The 19,603-nt window shown below is 43.3% G+C and carries 17 protein-coding genes, 1 tRNA gene and 1 other RNA gene; 13 read left to right on the top strand and 6 right to left on the bottom strand.

Annotation, left to right across the window (positions count from 1 at the left end):
• Positions 1 to 108: 108 nt before the first annotated feature.
• Positions 109 to 193 (bottom strand) — tRNA-Tyr (locus AACT19_RS23645).
• Between the two features lie 388 nt (positions 194 to 581).
• On the opposite strand from AACT19_RS23645, the gene AACT19_RS23640 reads away from it, so the two are divergent.
• From AACT19_RS23640 to AACT19_RS23630, 3 genes are all read left to right on the top strand, one after another.
• The gene (locus AACT19_RS23640) at positions 582 to 1,658 is read left to right on the top strand and encodes an efflux RND transporter periplasmic adaptor subunit (RefSeq protein WP_029222602.1); all 1,077 of its coding nucleotides are present in this window, start codon (positions 582 to 584) and stop codon (positions 1,656 to 1,658) included.
• Positions 1,658 to 4,771: a vibriobactin export RND transporter permease subunit VexH gene (vexH, locus tag AACT19_RS23635; RefSeq protein ID WP_065681128.1), complete on the top strand. Its 3,114-nt coding sequence runs from the start codon at positions 1,658 to 1,660 to the stop codon at positions 4,769 to 4,771. The genes AACT19_RS23640 and vexH overlap by 1 nt, the downstream gene beginning before the upstream one ends.
• A gap of 123 nt (positions 4,772 to 4,894) precedes the next feature.
• Entirely contained in the window at positions 4,895 to 5,215 is a 321-nt protein-coding gene (locus AACT19_RS23630; protein WP_004736423.1) for a DUF1244 domain-containing protein, read from the top strand.
• Between the two features lie 92 nt (positions 5,216 to 5,307).
• Here the strand turns inward: AACT19_RS23630 and AACT19_RS23625 are convergent, their stop codons facing one another.
• Positions 5,308 to 6,375, bottom strand: coding sequence for a PLP-dependent cysteine synthase family protein (locus AACT19_RS23625; RefSeq protein WP_050634811.1), 1,068 nt, complete (start codon positions 6,373 to 6,375; stop codon positions 5,308 to 5,310).
• Between the two features lie 129 nt (positions 6,376 to 6,504).
• On the opposite strand from AACT19_RS23625, the gene AACT19_RS23620 reads away from it, so the two are divergent.
• Together AACT19_RS23620 and AACT19_RS23615 are read left to right on the top strand one after the other, a co-directional pair.
• Entirely contained in the window at positions 6,505 to 6,978 is a 474-nt protein-coding gene (locus AACT19_RS23620) for an Lrp/AsnC family transcriptional regulator (RefSeq protein WP_017078855.1), read from the top strand.
• A 90-nt stretch (positions 6,979 to 7,068) separates the two neighbouring features.
• Positions 7,069 to 7,734 carry a hypothetical protein gene (locus AACT19_RS23615; protein WP_076649055.1) on the top strand — a complete coding sequence of 222 codons (666 nt, stop codon included), beginning with the start codon at positions 7,069 to 7,071 and terminating at the stop codon, positions 7,732 to 7,734.
• A 139-nt stretch (positions 7,735 to 7,873) separates the two neighbouring features.
• On the opposite strand, the gene tesB is transcribed toward AACT19_RS23615, so the two are convergent.
• A complete protein-coding gene (gene tesB, locus AACT19_RS23610; RefSeq protein WP_026012255.1) occupies positions 7,874 to 8,734 on the bottom strand; it encodes an acyl-CoA thioesterase II in 861 nt (286 codons plus the stop codon).
• Positions 8,735 to 8,902: 168 nt separating this feature from the next.
• Between tesB and AACT19_RS23605 the strand changes: the two genes are divergently transcribed.
• Positions 8,903 to 9,343: a YbaY family lipoprotein gene (locus AACT19_RS23605; RefSeq protein WP_076649053.1), complete on the top strand. Its 441-nt coding sequence runs from the start codon at positions 8,903 to 8,905 to the stop codon at positions 9,341 to 9,343.
• Positions 9,344 to 9,418: 75 nt separating this feature from the next.
• Here the strand turns inward: AACT19_RS23605 and AACT19_RS23600 are convergent, their stop codons facing one another.
• Entirely contained in the window at positions 9,419 to 9,721 is a 303-nt protein-coding gene (locus AACT19_RS23600; protein WP_004736416.1) for an MGMT family protein, read from the bottom strand.
• Between the two features lie 51 nt (positions 9,722 to 9,772).
• On the opposite strand from AACT19_RS23600, the gene AACT19_RS23595 reads away from it, so the two are divergent.
• From AACT19_RS23595 to AACT19_RS23585, 3 genes are all read left to right on the top strand, one after another.
• The gene (locus AACT19_RS23595) at positions 9,773 to 10,516 is read left to right on the top strand and encodes a hypothetical protein (protein WP_017080372.1); all 744 of its coding nucleotides are present in this window, start codon (positions 9,773 to 9,775) and stop codon (positions 10,514 to 10,516) included.
• A 196-nt stretch (positions 10,517 to 10,712) separates the two neighbouring features.
• An RNA gene (gene ffs, locus AACT19_RS23590) (signal recognition particle sRNA small type) lies at positions 10,713 to 10,809 on the top strand.
• A gap of 132 nt (positions 10,810 to 10,941) precedes the next feature.
• A complete protein-coding gene (locus AACT19_RS23585) occupies positions 10,942 to 12,873 on the top strand; it encodes a site-specific integrase (protein WP_076649051.1) in 1,932 nt (643 codons plus the stop codon).
• 82 nt (positions 12,874 to 12,955) lie between these two features.
• Here the strand turns inward: AACT19_RS23585 and AACT19_RS23580 are convergent, their stop codons facing one another.
• Entirely contained in the window at positions 12,956 to 14,680 is a 1,725-nt protein-coding gene (locus AACT19_RS23580) for a DUF3987 domain-containing protein (RefSeq protein WP_076649049.1), read from the bottom strand.
• A gap of 248 nt (positions 14,681 to 14,928) precedes the next feature.
• Between AACT19_RS23580 and AACT19_RS23575 the strand changes: the two genes are divergently transcribed.
• From AACT19_RS23575 to AACT19_RS23560, 4 genes are all read left to right on the top strand, one after another.
• On the top strand, positions 14,929 to 15,810 hold the full coding sequence (locus AACT19_RS23575; RefSeq protein WP_242658975.1) for a hypothetical protein: 882 nt from the start codon (positions 14,929 to 14,931) through the stop codon (positions 15,808 to 15,810).
• Positions 15,811 to 16,134: 324 nt separating this feature from the next.
• Positions 16,135 to 17,307 carry a hypothetical protein gene (locus AACT19_RS23570; RefSeq protein WP_076649045.1) on the top strand — a complete coding sequence of 391 codons (1,173 nt, stop codon included), beginning with the start codon at positions 16,135 to 16,137 and terminating at the stop codon, positions 17,305 to 17,307.
• 9 nt (positions 17,308 to 17,316) lie between these two features.
• Complete coding sequence (locus tag AACT19_RS23565; protein ID WP_076649043.1) at positions 17,317 to 17,823, top strand: hypothetical protein; 507 nt, start codon at positions 17,317 to 17,319, stop codon at positions 17,821 to 17,823.
• 169 nt (positions 17,824 to 17,992) lie between these two features.
• On the top strand, positions 17,993 to 18,313 hold the full coding sequence (locus AACT19_RS23560) for a hypothetical protein (RefSeq protein WP_076649041.1): 321 nt from the start codon (positions 17,993 to 17,995) through the stop codon (positions 18,311 to 18,313).
• Positions 18,314 to 18,683: 370 nt separating this feature from the next.
• On the opposite strand, the gene AACT19_RS23555 is transcribed toward AACT19_RS23560, so the two are convergent.
• Complete coding sequence (locus AACT19_RS23555; RefSeq protein WP_004736414.1) at positions 18,684 to 19,445, bottom strand: transporter substrate-binding domain-containing protein; 762 nt, start codon at positions 19,443 to 19,445, stop codon at positions 18,684 to 18,686.
• Positions 19,446 to 19,603: the final 158 nt, after the last annotated feature.

Genomic DNA, 19,603 nt, shown 5'->3' with positions numbered 1-19,603 from the left:
CCCTCCAGGGTGTGTCTTACTCTTCACAAAGTAAGCCTAAATTGATGTTTTCCCATAAGCCCATCAACTAGGTTGTTCTCTTAACTCTCAAAAGAGGTAAGAAGAATATGGTGGAGGGAGACGGATTCGAACCATCGAAGGCAGTGCCGGCAGATTTACAGTCTGCTCCCTTTGGCCACTCGGGAACCCCTCCAGGGTGTTTTTCCTAACTCATAATGGATAGGCTAAAGAGATGTTTTTCCCAACGCATCTCTCAAGTGCGGAGCGCATCATAGCAAACACGTTAAACCTGTAAAGAGTTTTTCTTATGGTTTTGTGTTGAATGCTGCCTTTTTGGGCAAAGATGGCGAAAAGTACGCATATTGCTCGGGAAGTGAACATCTGTACTAAGGTTTACGTAGTGATAGGTAACACCTTGAGGTAACTCGCTTTCTACATTGTGTTTGGTTTGTGCAATTCGCCAAGAAACGTAAATGGAATTTAATCTAGATTTACACTTCTTGACGTTACAGCATTCATCAGTTGATAGAATACGGTTAATTTCATTTATAGATATTAAATCTCACTTGCAGACCATTATTATGAAGCATAAATCTGTTTTAACCCTGCTTAGCTTGTCTATTCTTATGGCGTCTCCAGCCGCACTAGCTAAACGCATGGGCCCTAGCACTGTCACTGTTGTTACTGAGCAAGTTGATATTCACCAAGTTAGCCAATCTCTTTCTTTGGTAGGTAAGTTAGAAGCAGAACAATCTGTGATCATTACCTCTGAAGTAGCGGGCAGAGTTGACTCTATCAACATCAAAGCCAATCAAGATGTCACCAAAGGGCAGATGTTGGTTCAATTAGATGACGACAAAGCAAAAGCTGCAGTTGCAGAAGCGCAAGCGTACCTAAAAGACGAGCAACGTAAGCTAGCGGAATTCCAACGACTAGTGAAACGCAACGCGATCACGCAAACTGAAATTGACGCTCAGAAAACTAATGTAGAGATCGCCAATGCTCGCCTAGCTGCCGCCAATGCCAATCTTAAAGACTTACACATCAGCGCGCCTTTCTCTGGCACGGTCGGTTTTATCGACTTTAGCCGCGGAAAAATGGTGACAGCAGGTACTGAGCTTGTGACTTTAGATGATTTGTCTGTGATGCAGTTAGATCTTCAAATTCCTGAGCGTTACCTTTCTAAGCTGTCTAAAGGCATGACAGTGACGGCTCGCACCAGTGCGTGGGGCGAGACTCAGTTCACTGGCACAGTGGTAGGCATTGATTCTCGTATTAATGCTGAAACCTTGAACCTTCGAGTTCGAATCCACTTTGATAACAACAATGATTACTTGAAGCCGGGCATGTTAGTGGCCGCTGATATGGATTTCCCTCCGGTAGAAGCGCCGATTATCCCAGTTCAAGCGCTTGAGTATTCTGGTACTAAGCGTTTCGTCTATGTTATTGGCGAAGATAACAAGGCGACTCGTACCGAAGTGTTCTTGGGTGCACGAATCGATAACGAAGTTGTGATCGACAAGGGCATCGAGATTGGTCAGAAGATCGTGGTGCAAGGTATCGTGAACATGCGAGACGGCGTCTTGGTTCAAGAGCTCGCCGTTAATCGCCCAGCTAAACTTGATGAAAATACAGCAGCACAAGAAGGCGCTAACTAATGTTGTTATCTGATGTTTCTGTAAAGAGACCAGTAGCGGCTGTCGTATTGAGTCTGCTTTTGGTTGTGTTTGGTATTGTCTCTTTCAATAAGCTTGCAGTTCGCGAGATGCCTGATATTGAAAGCCCGGTGGTATCGATCAGTACTCGTTATGAGGGTGCGTCTGCCACCATCATTGAAAGTCAAATAACCTCCAATCTTGAAGACCAGTTATCCGGCATCAGTGGTATCGATGAGATCGAATCCACAACGCGTAACGGTATGTCGCGTATCACGATTACTTTTGAGCTTGGTTACGACCTCAATACTGGTGTCAGTGATGTTCGTGATGCCGTAGCGCGTGCTCAGCGTTCGTTGCCAGATGAAGCCGACGACCCAATTGTTTATAAGAACAATGGTAGTGGTGAAGCCTCGGTCTACATCAACTTAAGCTCGACGGAGATGGACCGAACGCAGTTAACCGATTACACCGAACGTGTGTTGATTGACCGCTTTAGTTTGATCTCAGGTGTGAGCTCGGTGGATATCTCGGGTGGCTTGTACAAAGTAATGTACGTGAAGCTGAAACCTGCGCAGATGGCAGGTCGCGGCGTGACTACTTCGGACATCACTTCTGCGTTAAACAGTGAGAACATTGAAAGCCCGGGTGGTGAAGTACGTAACGATGCGATTGTGATGTCGGTTCGTACCGCTCGTTCTTACACTGAAGCGGAAGATTTCGAATACCTAGTGGTAAAACGTGCTTCTGATAACACACCTATCTACTTAAAAGACGTTGCGGATGTTTATATTGGCGCAGAAAACGAGAACTCGACCTTTAAGAGTGACGGCGTTGTTAACGTTAGTATGGGGATTGTGCCTCAGTCAGATGCGAACCCACTTGAGGTGGCAGACTTAGTTCATAAAGAAGTCGAAGCAATTCAAAAGTTCTTGCCAGATGGTACTCGTTTGGCTGTCGACTATGACTCAACTGTCTTTATCGATCGTTCGATCTCAGAGGTTTACAGCACACTCTTTATTACGGGTGGTTTAGTTATCCTCGTACTTTACGTCTTCATAGGTCAAGCGCGTGCAACGCTGATTCCAGCGGTAACCGTTCCAGTATCTCTGATTTCGTCGTTTATTGCGGCTTACTACTTTGGTTTCTCTATTAACCTAATCACCTTGATGGCACTTATCCTGTCTATTGGTTTGGTGGTCGATGACGCCATCGTGGTGGTTGAGAATATTTTCCATCACATTGAACGTGGTGAATCGCCATTGCTTGCGGCTTATAAAGGGACGCGTGAAGTAGGATTCGCGGTAATCGCAACAACGCTTGTATTGGTGATGGTATTCCTGCCAATCTCGTTCATGGATGGCATGGTCGGTCTCTTGTTTACCGAGTTCTCGGTACTGTTGGCGATGTCGGTGATCTTCTCGTCGCTAGTCGCACTAACGTTAACGCCAGTGTTAGGCAGTAAAATCCTAAAAGCGAACGTTAAACCAAACCGTTTCAACCTGTTTGTCGAGCGCGTATTTGGCAAACTTGAGTCTGGATACCGCTCGGTATTGCGCCGTGCTTTAAACTGGCGTTGGGCAGCTCCAATCATCATTATCGCGTGTATGGGCGGTAGCTATGGCTTGATGCAACAAGTGCCGTCGCAACTGACGCCTCAAGAAGACCGTGGTGTTATCTTTGCATTTGTTCGTGGTGCTGATGCAACCAGTTACAACCGTATGTCTGCCAATATGGACATCGTTGAAGAGCGCCTAATGCCGCTGCTTGGTCAAGGTTTCTTGAAGTCATTTAGTATTCAATCACCAGCGTTTGGTGGTAATGCGGGCGACCAAACGGGCTTCGTTATCATGATCCTAGAAGATTGGGATGAACGTGATGAAACCGCTCAGGAAGCGTTGAACGAAGTTCGTAAATCTTTAAATGGTATTCCTGATGTACGTGTATTCCCGTTCATGCCGGGCTTCAAAGGTGGTTCAAGTGAGCCTGTGCAATTCGTACTGGGTGGCTCTGATTACTCTGAGCTTCAGAAGTGGGGCGAACTGTTAAAGCAAGCGGCTGAAGACTCTCCAATGATGGAAGGCGCGGACATCGATTACTCTGAGAAAACACCAGAGCTATTGGTAACCGTAGATAAGCAGCGTGCAGCAGAGCTAGGTGTTAGCGTTTCAGACATCTCAGATACGTTAGAAATCATGCTTGGCGGCCGCAGTGAAACGACCTTCGTTGACCGTGGTGAAGAGTACGATGTTTACTTGCGTGGTGATGAGAACAGCTTTAATAATGCTAATGACTTGAGCCAAATCTACATGCGAACTCAGTCTGGTGAGCTGGTTACACTCGATACGTTGACGCACATTGAAGAAGTGGCTTCATCGATTCGTTTGTCGCACTACAACAAGCAGAAATCGGTGACCATCAAAGCGAACCTAATGGAAGGCTACACGCTGGGTGACGCACTCGATTTCCTTGATGAACAAGCGATTGAACAGCTACCGGGCGATATTTCAGTGAGTTACTCTGGCGAGTCAAAAGACTTTAAAGAGAACCAATCAAGTATCTTAGTGGTATTTGCGCTAGCGATGCTGGTCGCGTACTTGGTACTGGCCGCGCAGTTTGAAAGCTTCATTAACCCGCTGGTGGTGATGTTCACCGTACCTATGGGTATCTTTGGTGGCTTCTTAGGTTTGGTGTTGATGAATCAAGGGCTCAATGTCTACAGCCAGATTGGTATGATCATGTTGATCGGTATGGTGACCAAAAACGGTATCTTGATCGTAGAGTTTGCTAACCAACTTCGTGACCGTGGCATTGAGTTTGAAAAGGCGATCATTGATGCTTCGGCTCGACGTTTACGTCCAATCTTGATGACGGCGTTTACCACACTAGCTGGTGCCATCCCATTGATTACTTCAACGGGCGCAGGCTATGAAAGCCGAGTGGCAGTGGGTACGGTTATCTTCTTCGGTATGGGTTTCGCGACATTGGTAACTCTGTTCGTTATCCCTGCGATGTACCGACTGATTTCTGGCTCAACACGTTCTCCAGGTCATGTGGAAGCGGTTCTAAATAAGGAGCTGAGCCACGATAACGTGGGAAGAAGCTCGCACGGCTAATAAACATGGAATAGTGTAACAATATTGAAAAGCCTGCGTTTGCTCCTAGCGAATGGCAGGCTTTTTTGTATAACAAACAGAGCTCAACGAATTAATACAATAAATCGAATAAAGGAAAGTAAAGTGGCTGAATTTAAATACAAAGATCTTTCTCAAGAAGAACAGGATAAGCTGGATGCAGCAACCTTTCGTCGCCTGTTAGCGCACCTAGATAACAATAAAGATGTGCAGAACATCGATCTGATGATCTTGGCGGGCTTCTGCCGTAACTGTTTCAGCAAATGGTACAAAGCGGAAGCTGAGCAACAAGGCTTAGACTTGGATATCGATGACGCTCGTGAGCGCGTATATGGCATGACTTACGATGAGTGGAAACAAAACCATCAGCCAAAAGCGACGCCTGAACAACTAGCGGCATTTGAAGCGAAGCAGAAGCCAGAGTAATTTGTTCTCGTTGGTGGTTGATTAATAGAATGAATAAACAAAAAGAGCCCATCAAGGCTCTTTTTAGTTTGGAGTCGGTGCTTGCTCTGTATTTAAGCCAGCTCACCTGTTTGCGAGAAAGCTTCTAACTTCGCCGCGTACGGTTGTAGGTCGCCGATATTTAGATTTACCCACTCGTCATTGAAGTAAGTGTCTAGGTAACGTTCACCGCTATCACATAGCAAAGTCACAATAGAACCTGTTTCGCCACGTGCTTTCATTTCACTGGCTAGCTGAAGCACACCGTACATGTTAGTACCGGTTGATGCGCCAACCTTGCGTCCAAGAATGTCAGATAACCAATGTGTCGTTGCGATACTTGCGGCATCTGGAATTTTACGCATTTCGTCAACCACTCCAGGAATGAAGCTTGGCTCTGCTCGTGGGCGACCAATCCCTTCAATCTTGCTGAATGTACTGCCTTTCACGTTCGCATTGCCTGTTTGGAAGTATTCGTGGAATACAGAGTTCTCAGGGTCGACAACACAAAGCTTAGTTTCATGTTGTTGGTAGCGAATGAAGCGGCCAATCGTCGCTGAAGTACCGCCAGTACCTGGGCTCATTACTACCCAAGCCGGAACTGGGTGATCTTCCATCTGCATTTGATTGAAAATCGAGTTCGCGATGTTGTTGTTACCACGCCAGTCGGTTGCGCGCTCAGCGTAAGTAAATTGGTCCATGTAATGACCATTCAGCTCTTCTGCTAAACGACGAGACTCATCGTAAATTTCATCTGAGCGATCCACAAGATGTGCTTGGCCGCCGTAGAATTCTATCTGCTCAATCTTCTTCTTCGCTGTGCATTTTGGCATTACTGCAATAAACGGAAGACCTAGTAGGCGAGCAAAGTACGCCTCAGACACGGCTGTGCTGCCCGATGAAGATTCAATGATCGTTGTTTCTGGGCCAACCCAACCATTACAGATAGCGTATAAGAACAGAGAACGCGCTAAGCGGTGCTTCAAAGAGCCCGTAGGGTGTGTGCTTTCATCTTTAAGGTAAACATCAATGCCTTCGATACTTGGTAGTTCGAGCTTGATAAGGTGCGTATCCGCTGAGCGTTGGTAGTCGGCTTCAATTTTACGAATCGCGTTGTTAATCCATTGATGGTCAGTGCACATAAGCGTTCTCCTGATCGAGTGTAGGAATTCTTTGTAATTGGTATGGTTCTAATTTAGCTACAATCAGAGAGAAAAACTTTGCCATATTTGCTTTGTTTTGCTTAACTTGTAGAAAATAATTCTCTTTAAATGCGATTTGGTGAAAGTGTGATAGATGCCGTAGATAAAAAAATATTAGGATTACTGCAAGAAGACAGCACCCTGTCATTGAATGACATTTCTGAAGCGGTCAATCTCACCACAACGCCTTGCTGGAAAAGGCTTAAGCGCCTCGAAGAGAACGGCATTATTGAGAAAAGAGTGGCGTTACTGAATCCCGAAAAGCTCGATCTTTCTTTTACCGCGTTCGTATTGATTAAAACCAGTGATCATTCTCATGAGTGGTATGGTCGTTTTGTGAATACTGTGTCGGAATTTCCAGAAGTGATGGAGTTCTATCGCATGGCTGGCGAATATGACTATATGATGAAGGTTCAGGTTAAAGACATGAAGTGCTTTGATGATTTCTACAAGCGCTTGGTGAATAGCATTGACGGAATCTCTAATGTGACCTCGACATTTGCGATGGAACCATTGAAGTACACAACAGCACTGCCGCTTTAAGCTCAAACTAATCTTAGGCTACCTATCGTTTCAGTTTAACTATTTTCTCTGTTTAGATCTCGCCTCTGCGATAAAAGAAAAGGATTATTCATGTTTGCAAAAGTATCTACCGCTATCCAGCTGGTATTGGCGGTCGCCATTTTTTACTTGGGTTACACCATCTACTCGTTTACTAATAAAGTAGGGGAGATCGTCGATACTTATCCGCAGGTTATCGAAGATTTATCCGGTCTCACGAAAGGGCTAAAAGTGGAAGAGCTGCTAGCGTTTGCTGAACATGTCAGCGAGCTTGCTCCTCAAGTTTTGAACACAGTCGAAGAGGTCAGAAAGACGATAGATGACGTGAATCAAACCGTTTCATCGATCGACAACAAAATCCCTGCGATATTAGATGAAGTGAAAAATGTCCGAACGGAAGTCGAGCAGGTCAGAACCGATGTCATCCCACCAACATTGACTGAGCTGAAGCGATACCGTGTGGATGTCATGCCACCGATGCTCGCTGAAAGTAAATCGTACCGCGAGCAAACTATCCCCGCCGTTGTTACTGAATCTGAAATGCTAAGAGCGGAAGTGCCGAATATTTTGGTGCAAGCTAATTTGTTGGCAGATAAGAGTCAAGCTTTGGCTCAGGACGCTGCAGAAGGTGCTGTGAAAGGTGTGGTGCTATCACCATTTAACCTTCTGCGAGATGCCGGAGATGGCATCAAAACACGAGTACAGAGCGAGTTTGAGCCTACGCTAGAAGCAGAATAGATTTTAGTCACTCTTAAGTGACGGCTTTTCGTTAGTGTTATAAAAAAGAGAGGCTAGGTATTAAACCTAGCCTCTCTTTTTGTTTTCTCGTACATATTTTGGGCTTGTAAAAAGCGTTTATTCGCTATTTATTTGAGCGCTATTTAGTAAAACGCATCACACCTTCTTGCACGGCTGTCGCTACGAGCTCACCTTTCTGATTAAAAATTTCGCCGCGCACTAGGCCACGAGTGTTCGCCGCCGTCGGACTTTCAATCGCATAAAGCAGCCACTCATCCATTTTGAACGGGCGGTGGAACCAGATTGAGTGGTCAATCGTCGCCACTTGGAAGTTGGGCGTCATGATTGACACTTCATGTGGGTGAAGTGCTGTCACCAAGAATCCCCAATCGGACGCGTAAGCCAGCAGGTATTGGTGAATCAATTGGTTGTCTGGCATTGCGCCATTTGCTCTTACCCAAAGGTACTGCTTCGCTTCCGCCTTCTTAGGATTGAGTGGATTCACGACCGTCACAGGGCGCATCTCAATCGGCTTTTCACCACAGAAGGTTTTACGCAGTTTCTCTGGTAGGAACTCCGCAATGTGGCTCGCTAACTCGGTTTCAGATGCAAAGTTCTCTGGCCCAGGAATATCAGGCATTGAAATCTGGTGCTCAAAGCCTGGAGCATCACCGTGATAAGAAGCCGTGAGATAGAAAATAGGGCGGCCATTTTGAATCGCTTTCACACGGCGCGTGCTGAAGCTGCGTCCATCTCTTAGGTTCTCAACATCGTAAATAATTGGCTTTTCAGGATCGCCAGGAAATAGAAAGTAACTATGAAACGAGTGCACACTACGGTCATCTTGAACGGTATAACGAGCAGCAGAAAGCGCTTGCCCTAATACTTGACCACCATAAACCTGTGGTAGACCTAGGTTCTCACTTTGCCCGCGGAACAGACCTTCTTCCAGCTTCTCTAGCTGAAGTAAACTTAATAATTCTTGTAAAGGTTGACTCATCGCCAGCATGCCTCTTGGTAAAATGGATGTCAGATTATTGTGTTAATCATTTAGCTTAGTCAGATATCTGTCAATAAATCATAGGGTTTCAAGACAGAATATGAAAGCTCTCTTATAATTGGTGGGTAGATTTGCCGAGTCCGGCAAACATGTTGAGAGAAATTGAATATGAAAAAGGCTCTAATTCTTATTACGTCTTTAGTATCGTTTGGCCTACTTGTTGGTTGCCAAGCAACATCAGAAACGAACGCTTCTCAGGAAGTGGTTACAGAGAACACTCAAGTGATTTCAGGAACAGTAAGCTACCGTGAAAGAATTGCATTGCCAGAGAATGCCGTGGTGACTGTTACGCTAGAAGACATCTCACTGGCTGACGCACCATCGACGGTTATCGCAACTCAAGAGTTCACCACTGACGGTAAGCAAGTGCCGTTCGCATTCGAGCTGAGCTACGACAATAACAAGATTAAAGCTAACCACCGTTACAACATGCGCGCAACGATTCACGTTGACGGTAAACTGCGCTTCACTACTGACACTATTAAGTCAGTAATTACTGATGTAGAAAATACACAGCAAGCAGACCTACGTTTAGTTGGTGTTCGTTAACAAGAAATCGATGCCATTGTTAAGGCATCTTGATTGGCTTAACTTAGCCAGTTGAATTAGCGATTAGTGGCAGCTCTAGGGCTGCCATTTGTATATTCTGAGTTTGATCTTTCCTGCATCACTCACCTCAACCCCTTCTTTAACCAAATGCTGCTTTTGTCGGTCGAACGAATCACCCTTTAAAGATATTTCACCCTTGCTGTTGATTACCCGATACCAAGGCAGTTTACTACCTTCTGGCAGGTTACCCAGCGCTTTACCAACATGGCGCGCATAGCCCGGAAATCCTGAAAAACGTGCGATGTCTCCATAAGTTGTTACTTTCCCATATGGAATTTGGTGAATCACAGCAAAGATTTGAGGCAAAAATTGGTCCATACTAAATGTTCCTAGTTCATTAATACCACGGATCGGTAGAAGGAGAGGGCTATGGTATTTACAACGTTTCAGTTCTTGATAACCACATTATTAGCGGTTGTCTGCGCGAGAGCAATCAGTTTAAGTGAGGGAGATATCCCAGTACTTGCAATGGTCATTCCTGCTTTATGGATTTTGCCGCAAGGAGGCATCGCAGGATTAGCTTTGCTTGTCTCCATGACCACTTATGGATTAACGCTACCGCTACAACCCATAACGCTCTCAGTCAGTGTATGGGTATTATTCCCACTATTGATGGTGGTCTTTTCAAAACGCAGCAGTTTGTCGGTCGTGATTATTTCTGGCTTGATCGTCGCAACGCTACAAGTCGGGATTATGGTCACGCAATCTGCAGGTAAGCTTGAAGGCGTTCCTTGGGTTACCACACTACAAACCTTGTCAATCATCGTTATTTGGTGGGCGGCAAATCATCTTAAGCCAGCCAGCCGACACAGCTGGTGGTCATTAGGCTTGATACTTCCATTATGGATGGCCGATTTACCTTATGCCGCTTTGGTTGCTTTGTGTGTAACGGGCATCATGGCATCGATGGAAACACTGACGCGCTTGAAAACCTTCCGCTGGAATAAATTATTGTGTTGGACATTGCCGACGGTTGGTTTTGCGGCACTGGTGATTACCCCAAGCATCGAAGTGCCTAGTCCAGTCTTTGTGGTGTGGTTATGTTTATTAGGCACCGCGTGGATGACAGACTACATCATTCGTACAGAAGATAACGAAGACATCGATATCTAGTACGTAGATAAACCAAACCTTACAAATGCAGGTAAATGGTGAATTTACCTGCGATTTTCTAGTGGTTTGAATAAAGGATAAGCACTTAGACAGCAATTGTTCAAAAATAGGGTGGAAGGGCTTGCAATGGTTGCTGTGATGCTTAATAATCCAATCACTCTTTGAGGCAAGCCTCTTAGAAAACGAATCTATGGGGGCCTGGTCCTCCCGCAACAATAACTCGTGAACTCGGTCAGGCCTGGAAGGGAGCAGCCGCAGCGAGTGACTTGTGTGCCGGGATGTGGCTGGGTTCCCACCCATTTAAAAAGCCGTTACTGATGTGACGGCTTTTTGCTATCTAAATCCTTTCAAATCATGTGCTTACCACAACTGAAAGTAAGCTAAAAAGTGAAAATACGCTTGGTACTAAAAGATGGTACTAAACTATGCGTTATCTCCAATTAAAACCGAATGGAAAGTGGCAATTTCGCTTTCAAATTCCCCCTCAGTTTCGTCAACACTTCAACCATCGTCGAGAAGTAAAAAAGACTTTACATGCTAGTTCGAAACAGGAAGCATACTTATTAGGAATACAACACGAACTGGCAATTAAAGAATATATGTCCGAGATTACGATCGGTGGAACTGTTACTAGCTTCGATGAAGTTCATGTGCGAGAGATGGTCGCGAGAATGGCGACCAAAGGAATCTCTTTAATTCATGAGGCGGTATCGAGAATTCAGAATGACGCGACTTTCAAAGCGGCATTAATGCAAGCGAGGGATACTCAGGACGCGTGTGGCGGTGCAGAGCAAGTCGAGGGCTTCTTCTCGTTAGACTTAAGTTGTAGTGGTGCACTTAGTTCATTGAGAAGTATTTATCCTGACTCTGTATCACCACGAAAAAGGGCTGAGCAGTTAGTTAGATCTGAGAGTCTTTTAGATGAATCTGCGAAAGGAAGTGCAGCCTTTGACTTATTCTTCAATAAGTTGATCATGGTTTTCAAACATCTGATTGATGCGAGAATTTCGATTGAGAATATGGAGCTTGCTCAGGCGAGTGCTATTGCTGTTCAATTAAAAGATCTTTCAGTTATGGATAGCCAATCAGCTACGGTGAGAGAAGCTCATGCTCTGGTATCGTCATCTATTGCTGAAATGTTTGAACGAGGTAATGCAGTTAGACAGAAACATGATCGCGGGTCATCAGTGGCTGCTAAAGCCGTCACTCCTCCAGAATCTTCTTTGGCAAATACAACACCAATATTGACAGTTGATGAGTTAGAAAAAAGTTACTTGGCAGAAAAAGCAAACCAGAAAAAGAGCGAAAAGCTGCAGGCAGGCAAAGGTGGCGAAGAGATTAATCTAGCTGACACAAAAAAGGCGATTAATCGATTCAAAAAGGTTATTGCACTTACAGGTATCTCTGATCTAAGTAAAATTTCCCGTGATGATGCAATAGAAGTAGTTGATATATTGAGAATGCTACCTGCAAATCCATTCAATAAAAAAGGTAAAAGGCATCTTTTTGATGCGAATGATGTTAGTAGCTGGGTTGAAGTAAATAAAGAAGCTAAATTGCCAACAATTCAGGAGACTACCGTTGGTGCGTATATGGAAGCCGCGTCAACCATTTTTAATTGGGCAGTCAAGCATCAAAAGCTAAGCTATAACCCATTTCGTGGAATTGTTAACAAAAGAAAAGGCTTAAATAAGGACATCCAAAAGTCTTTCTCAGAGGACGACTTAGAAAAAATATTTAGTCATGATGTGTTTACTAAGCTAGAGCTTGGAACTGCAAGGAATACGAACCTACCTTACCAGTCACGATACTGGGTACCACAATTAACCTTATTACATGGAGCACGCCCGAATGAGATGGCTCAGTTACAAGGTAAAGATATATTTAAAATCAAAGATATATGGTGTTTGCGTATAACGGATGAAGGCAAGCATCAAAGTGTTAAAAATAAAAACTCACGCAGAATAATACCTATTCATAAATCTCTGATTGAGAGGGGTTTTTTAACTTATGTTGAAAGTATTGGTAAAGACGAACAACTATTCCCAGAGTTGGTGCACCATAATTCGGAACATTTTATGAAAAGGTTAGGAGACTGGTTTAGGACTTATATATCTGAACCAAATGGCTTCACTATGCGAAGTTTGGGCTTTTATAACTTTAGGCACACTTTCATTAACCACTTTAAACAAAATGGTGTTTCTGATGTCGTACCCGCTGAGATCGTTGGGCATCTTCATCAAAACTTCACCTACAACAATTACGGTGATGCAGTTGATGTGGTTAAGATGAAAGAGCACATAGATAACTATCAAGTGCCTGCTTTAGAGCAGGTTCAGCCTATGTTTCAGCGATAGAGTGCCATTGAATAATTTGTACTCTTAAATCTGGACTGCATTTGAATGATTGGAAGGGGCTAGTACATAGCCCCTTGCCATGCTAGACGTGATCTGGGTGAATGAGTAAACCTAATACAGGTTTGCTCGATTGTTTCGTTGTGATCATGCCCTCTCTCAAGTAACCGTGTACGATTAGCGTGGTGATGGCTTCTTCGCGTTGCTTAGCTGTTGTCAATGACTTCCAACCCTTCTGAGATAGACTATGTCTCGTGAACTGACCTTGGAATTTCGATAGGCGTGAGAGAAGTATTTGAGCTGGGCCATCAACCGCCACCTTGTCTTGTGCCGAGGCAACAATTCGATAAGCGTGAGAACGAAGGTAGCGCATCCACACCATAGCTTGGGTAATACTCTTTACTTCTACAACATTATTTGGCTGAAAGGGGCTACCCTTAGTTGTATTCGATGCTTCCTCAATCAGGTGAAAGATCATCGCAAGTTTTGCGCAATGCTCTAATCGCTTGACGTGATAAGACTCCATCATTGATGAACTATTCGACACATCTAACAACGCTTCTTCTGACCACTTTGTCCATTTTTCCTGCGCCTTATGAGAAAATTTGAGTACGATGGGGTCAAGAGGTGTATCCAACTCAGCCAACTTAGCAAATACATGATGCACAGATGCAGCTGCTTTGTCGGATACTCGATGATCTGTAGGTTTACTCTCAGTTCTATTCGGTAGGACTGACATTTGCAGGCAGCGTTCAAGAAAACCATCATTCTGTTTTCCCTCTGTTGCAGACCTGATGAGAGGCTTCAACATATCGGGCTGAATTCCGCCGAGTAACCCGACAAAAAGTTGCGGAAGAACAACATCTTCGCGGCTGACACGACGGATGACATAAGAGTTACGTTGACCACTGTAACCCTCCAAATAAACAGAACGTTCATGGCTTCGACTTTGTTGATTAAATACACTCAGTAGTCCTGAGATCTCATCTCGAACAATTGTTAATCCTGATAAAGATGTCTCCGCGCACTGAGTTAGAGCCTCAACTGTGCAGTCATTAATAAAAATTTCCCTCTGATCGAGAATTGGTGGTTCTTCTAGTTGAGCAATTTTATCTGCTATTGTTATTTGGAGTAGCTCATCTTCCATGTCGAAAGCATCTTCTAATTCTTGTTCTAACTCTTGACGCTTTACATTTAAACGCTTCCTCTTTAGGACATTTATAGTGGCGTTGCGTTTAGTTACAGGAGCAATGACCTCCTTCTTTACCTTATTAACAAAAGACATCGTTGCAGACATTGCTGGTGTTTTTTTCTCCGAGGCTTTACCTACCAACAATGACCACAGGATACAAACAACCCGCCATTTGTCATGTCGTTTCGGCTCTATTTCGACATTGCTACCGATCACAGCAGCTATCATAGTAATAAGTGAAACAGCGAGGTAGTCGGGCGACATGTTATCAATCGAGTATGCTTTTTCTCGAACAAATGCGCGAATTGATTTCGGTAGCATCTCATCACGCAGTTTCAATGCTGGGGGAAGGTCATCCTCAATGAGAGGTCGAGGTAGTTCCCACTTTGTAAATGTATCCCCTTTACCTGCAACACCTGCATCACCTGCCGAGTGGTTAGAGTCATCACTTGTTGGCTCAATGTTTGGTAGCTCAAGTTGTCTATAACTTAGATCACAAACGGTGTGTTCTACTTTTTGAATTGGGTCGTTGACCCTAACTCTAACGTTTGTTCCTTTTGGTTGTTTTTGCTCGATATTAGGCAGTTCAAGCTGTACCGCGTTCTTTATGTTAGACATAGATAGCTTCTTTCGATGAAACATCATTTATTTGTGAGAGAGACGCAAGTGCTCAACGAAAGAAAATTAAATAGAAGCACATATCTATTTGAAAATACTGTAAAGATTTTTAGGGAGTTCAGAGGGGCTCCCTCTGGCAAGTGGTGAAAAATTTAGCGACGAAGTCGCTGTTTTCCCTATCTTGACTACATCAGACTCAATGCAAGATTTTGTTTTAGCAAGGAAAAATCATATGATTTAGAAAAAGCATGCTAAAAAACTGGACGGTTATTACACAAGCAACCAGAAATGTGATGGCGAGGGAGCACTACCTCACTAATATGAAACATCGCAATCATAAAGAGACAGAGGCAATAGTGAATATCTATGGTTCAGAGATACAGTCACTAAACATGCTCCGAAATTGCGAGCGTTACAAACTAAAACAAGCAGCAGCAAGACGGGGGGGACGCCCTCCTAAAGAAGCGGTTGAGTTTTGCTTTACGTTACCGAAATCAATCCGTCCTTCACCTGAGAAGTGGCGTCAAATTCTTAATACACTGATGGTAAATTTAGCGTCGCATCTTGATGTAACAACAGGTCAATTAGCTCCGATCTCTCGTGCAGTCCTGCACCAACAGGAACAAGATTCACTGGTAAGAGGCAGCGGTGATCATATGCACCTGATCATCGGCAAATTTACGGACAACCTAACATATCTAGCGGAACTACAGCGTAAGTCGACAACTAGACTGCTGAAAACGGCATTTAATAACGCAGTATATGAGGCAACAGGGATCAGCCATCAATCATACCAACTGCAAAAAAACTATAGCGGCACAGCAAAGAAGAAAGCACCCAGTTGGAAGGTGAAAGCGGCTCGGAAACAAGAAGAAATCAAGTTACAAGAGCAGCAATTGATGCGAATGATTGGTCAAGCGGAGAAGTGGCTTCAAGCCTACGAGCTAGGTGACATCAAGCAAATGAACAGGCAATACAATCGTTTAGTCAAAGAAGTAGATACCATTGACGTATCAAGTGAAGAAATTGCATCGTTATATGAATTTATGCAGCAGTTAGTTCGTAAGGTAGAAACCAAAGCGCAGAAGGGGGAACCGTTAATGAATAGGGTTCCACAACCTTTAGTTTAATGTTGGCATCTATCGCACTTCTGGGCATAAGTTTCTGAGGGTAAACAATCAGAGCCGACTTCGACTGCCTAATGGCAAGCTTGTATCACCTCAAGATATCATTACAGGTCAAGCGCTATTGGAAATGGAATTAGAACTTGAACTGCAAGTATGTCGAGTCCTATTTTCCTATGTGAGGATACCTGCACCGTTAAAGAATAATTAGAGAAAGGCTTCTTTGTAGATTCTTTTACTTGGAAACAAATAGTTCAAGTTAAGTAATTCATTGATATAATTGATTTAAATTATGCCATTACTAATGGATATATCAATAGAGAGAGAATTATGTCAGACGTTAGAGGCTTGGTTACATATTTTAACTTCGACCACTTTGGGTTTTATAGAATTAGGCAAGGCAAGGTAGGAGAGCTTCACAGCGGCACAATCGAGCAAATTTTTGGAGATCTGCAGGCTTGGTTATCAGGAAAGCACCTAAAAGATACACTTGTTTTTGATGCTGAATCTAGTAGCCGAAGAAATCGAGTGTATTGTCGTAGTTTTGCAAAGAATGATGAGACAGGTGACATCGTGATTACCTTATGGAAAGCTGTAGGTAGTAAGAATGGTGGTGTAGGTGGAGCTTTTGCTGATGAATCCTTGTCTGCTGGGTCTAAGCAAACTTTAACCACTGGTACAGAAGTTGATGGGAAGGAGATCATTTGGGGGCAGCCATCTTACTATTGGGTGATTCCAGAACACAATAAGTTAGCTTCAATTCGCCTCACTAATTCGTCTGTGGATACAAGTGCTTTTTGCCAGTATATCAAGTCTTATGTCGACTTCAGACGAACCGATCCAGCTAAGAAAGTAACCGATAGAACGTTCGTTCACCCAAAAACGAATACTGAAGTTAAGAGTAAGACCGTTACATATAAGGTTGAAATTAAAGGAGAAAATGAAGGCCAAAGTGAGACTTGTTCACTTTCTTTCAAGTCAATTGCTCGACAATTTAAGAAAGGGACTTCTAGCGTAGATATAGAGACAATTTGCGAGGACGTGACACATATTGTTTATAGAGAGTCTTTTGAGAAAACAGTTCCTGATACACGAAGCGATTGGATGAAGCTTTATGATAAGCTTGGTGACTTATTTGATTTAGATACAGGTTCGCCGTCTACTAGCGAAACCACTAATATAGAGCTAGTCGTTGAAGCCAAACCAACAGTAGAAGCGCTACAAGCAATGATGGATGACTACACAATGAACTACGATGGCAAGGAAGAGTGGTGCAATGTAGGTCTAAAAAGAGACGGTAGGACTGGTAGAACAACATGGCTTGACGAGTTTGTTGTTACTGATGAAATACAGCTACCGATCAATAACAATGATTACTACGAATCAAGTGAAGTCTTATCTGTCATTAATACACACAGGCAAAGACTTTTGTCTTCATTAAAGACTCCGAAGCCGGTCCAAGAGCCTGAGCCTAACGAAAGTTTGGTAGCAGCCAATGGGTAGTATAAGCATATGAAAAGAATGATAATAAGTAACATTATAGCCTTTGTAGTGATGTTGGTGATAGCCAAGTTTACTTATTCTCAGGTTGTATACTCGGATATAAAAGATGTACTAGATATTTTAAAAAATGCGTCGGCAATGATCTTTACAATTGTAGGGATTTGGATTGCATATATATATCCAAATGCAATAACAGCGATTGTGAATCCTGATTCAATTTCGGTAGTCGCAGGAGAAAGAGATGCAAAAAGGATTGAAATGCTCGTAGGAGTAATTTTGTCCTCGGCGTTCGTGATTGCAGGAATTGTTGTGTTCTTTGTAGTAAAAACCCTTCTGGGTAATACTGCCACCTATGCAAATAACATCAATTGCTTCAAACCTGTTGGTATAGCTGTAGTGTTCCACTTAGCATTTCTCCAACTTACTGCATTGGTAAAGGTTGGTTGGAGCAATTATTTGTTCATTAATGACCTTCATTCAAAGATAAACAAGAAAAAGCTAGCAAACGAAGAGTAATTGTCAGTCTGTATTACATCTTGGAAATTAACTGCGAACCGAATGAACAGGGTGTGAAGGAGGTAGCGACAGAATTGTTCGGTATCCAGACCATCATGTTCCCTCGGTAACCACAGATAGCACAAATAATTTGTTGTCATCCCCAAATTATGTATGTTTAAGAAAAAGCATGCGACAAATTCCTATTACTCCCTTGGGAAGAGCGCTCCTCGGCGATAAAGAGATCAAACGAGCACTACTATTGAAACAAGTGGAAGACATCTGCCTTGAGGTTGGATTGCTTACACAGCTAGATGTCCTCACTAGCTCTAAACAATGGCACTGGGTGGAAGAGATAGTGGACGACCATATTATGGGGTCAGGACTACTTCGACGCTTAATGTTCAAGCATGCTAAACCAGATGATGGCTGTGAGTTGTTCAATTCGATTGTGCACGACATCGTTGAGAGGCTTATGAGCAATAAGAGCTCTTTTCCACGCAGGCGTTAAGCCAACCATAGAGGGTGCCAATATGGCACCTTTTTTAATATCTTTTTCGCAGGTAATGCAGGCTGTGCAGGTATCCTCTCCTCATTTGATGACACCATCGAGACTTCTTTAAGCGCAGCGATTGGTTTTTGTTGTTATCGATTATAAGATAGTTAAAGGTGGTACTGAAAGACGGTACTAAAATAAAATCTACCGAATCAAGGTTTTTTCATAAGAGTTTGATTTAAAGGCTTTTGTTGTTTTATAGGATGGGGAGGCTGGGTTCCCACCCCTTAAAAAAGCCGCTCTTTATGAGCGGCTTTTTGCTATCTGAAACTTTCAAAAAGTGAACAACAGTTCGTGATTGGTGGTGTTCACTCTGTACATCAGCCTATTCGTAAATGCTGTATGAAAAGTATTTACTTGCGATTTTTTGATGTTGACCATTGTCGATCAGTCTTTGTATTCCACTATCGATAAGATCTTTTAATTCGTCATCTTGTTTTCTAACAGCGACTCCAATACCACGACCAAACCACTTCTCTTCTGTGAATTTAGGGCCTGTAAAGTGATAGTCCTTACCCTGATCCGTTTCAAGAAAGCCTGCGTTGAGCCCCATTGAACCACCAAACACGCTATCTAAGCGGCCGTTGAGTAAATCGGTAAAGGCTTCATCGAATGAGCCGTAACGTTTGATATCTACATCTGGATAGATCTCAGAAAGGTACTTGTCACCAATAGTTGCTCGTTGAACCCCAATTGTTAGTTCATTTAAGCTGCCGTCATCCATATTGATTTCACGCCCCTTTTCCATGACAAAACGAGTGGGAACTTTAGCGTAAGGCATAGTGAAATTAACTTTCTTTTCACGTTCTTCGGTAATGGTCATAGCCGCTATAATTGCATCGTTTTTACGGCTTAAAAGTGATGGGATAATACCGTCCCAATCAGTTTTTGAGATGATACATTTTACTTCTAATTCGATACACAAAGCGTTGGCTAAATCGACTTCAAACCCCTCTAATTCACCATCTTGCGTTGTCCAACTGAACGGTGGGTAGGCCCCTTCAACAGTAAAGCGAATTTGTTTCCAATCTTTTGCGTATGTGAACACAGAGAAAACACTGACGAATGCAACAAGTATCCATTTCATTGGTTATTTCCTTATAGTAATAATGGATATGGATAATTAACCAATTGTTAACATTTATCAATGCAAATGCATATTGATGTGAGCAAAGGCATGCAGATCAATTAGTTTGCTCCAGTTTTATTGCCAGAAGTACTGTTAGCGTATTTAAGGACGTTAAC

The sequence above is a fragment of the Vibrio sp. 10N.222.47.A9 genome (assembly GCF_963872585.1).
Taxonomy (GTDB): domain Bacteria; phylum Pseudomonadota; class Gammaproteobacteria; order Enterobacterales; family Vibrionaceae; genus Vibrio; species Vibrio splendidus.
The sequence above is the reverse complement of the archived record's forward strand: the minus strand, read 5'-3'. Positions and strand labels throughout refer to the sequence as shown.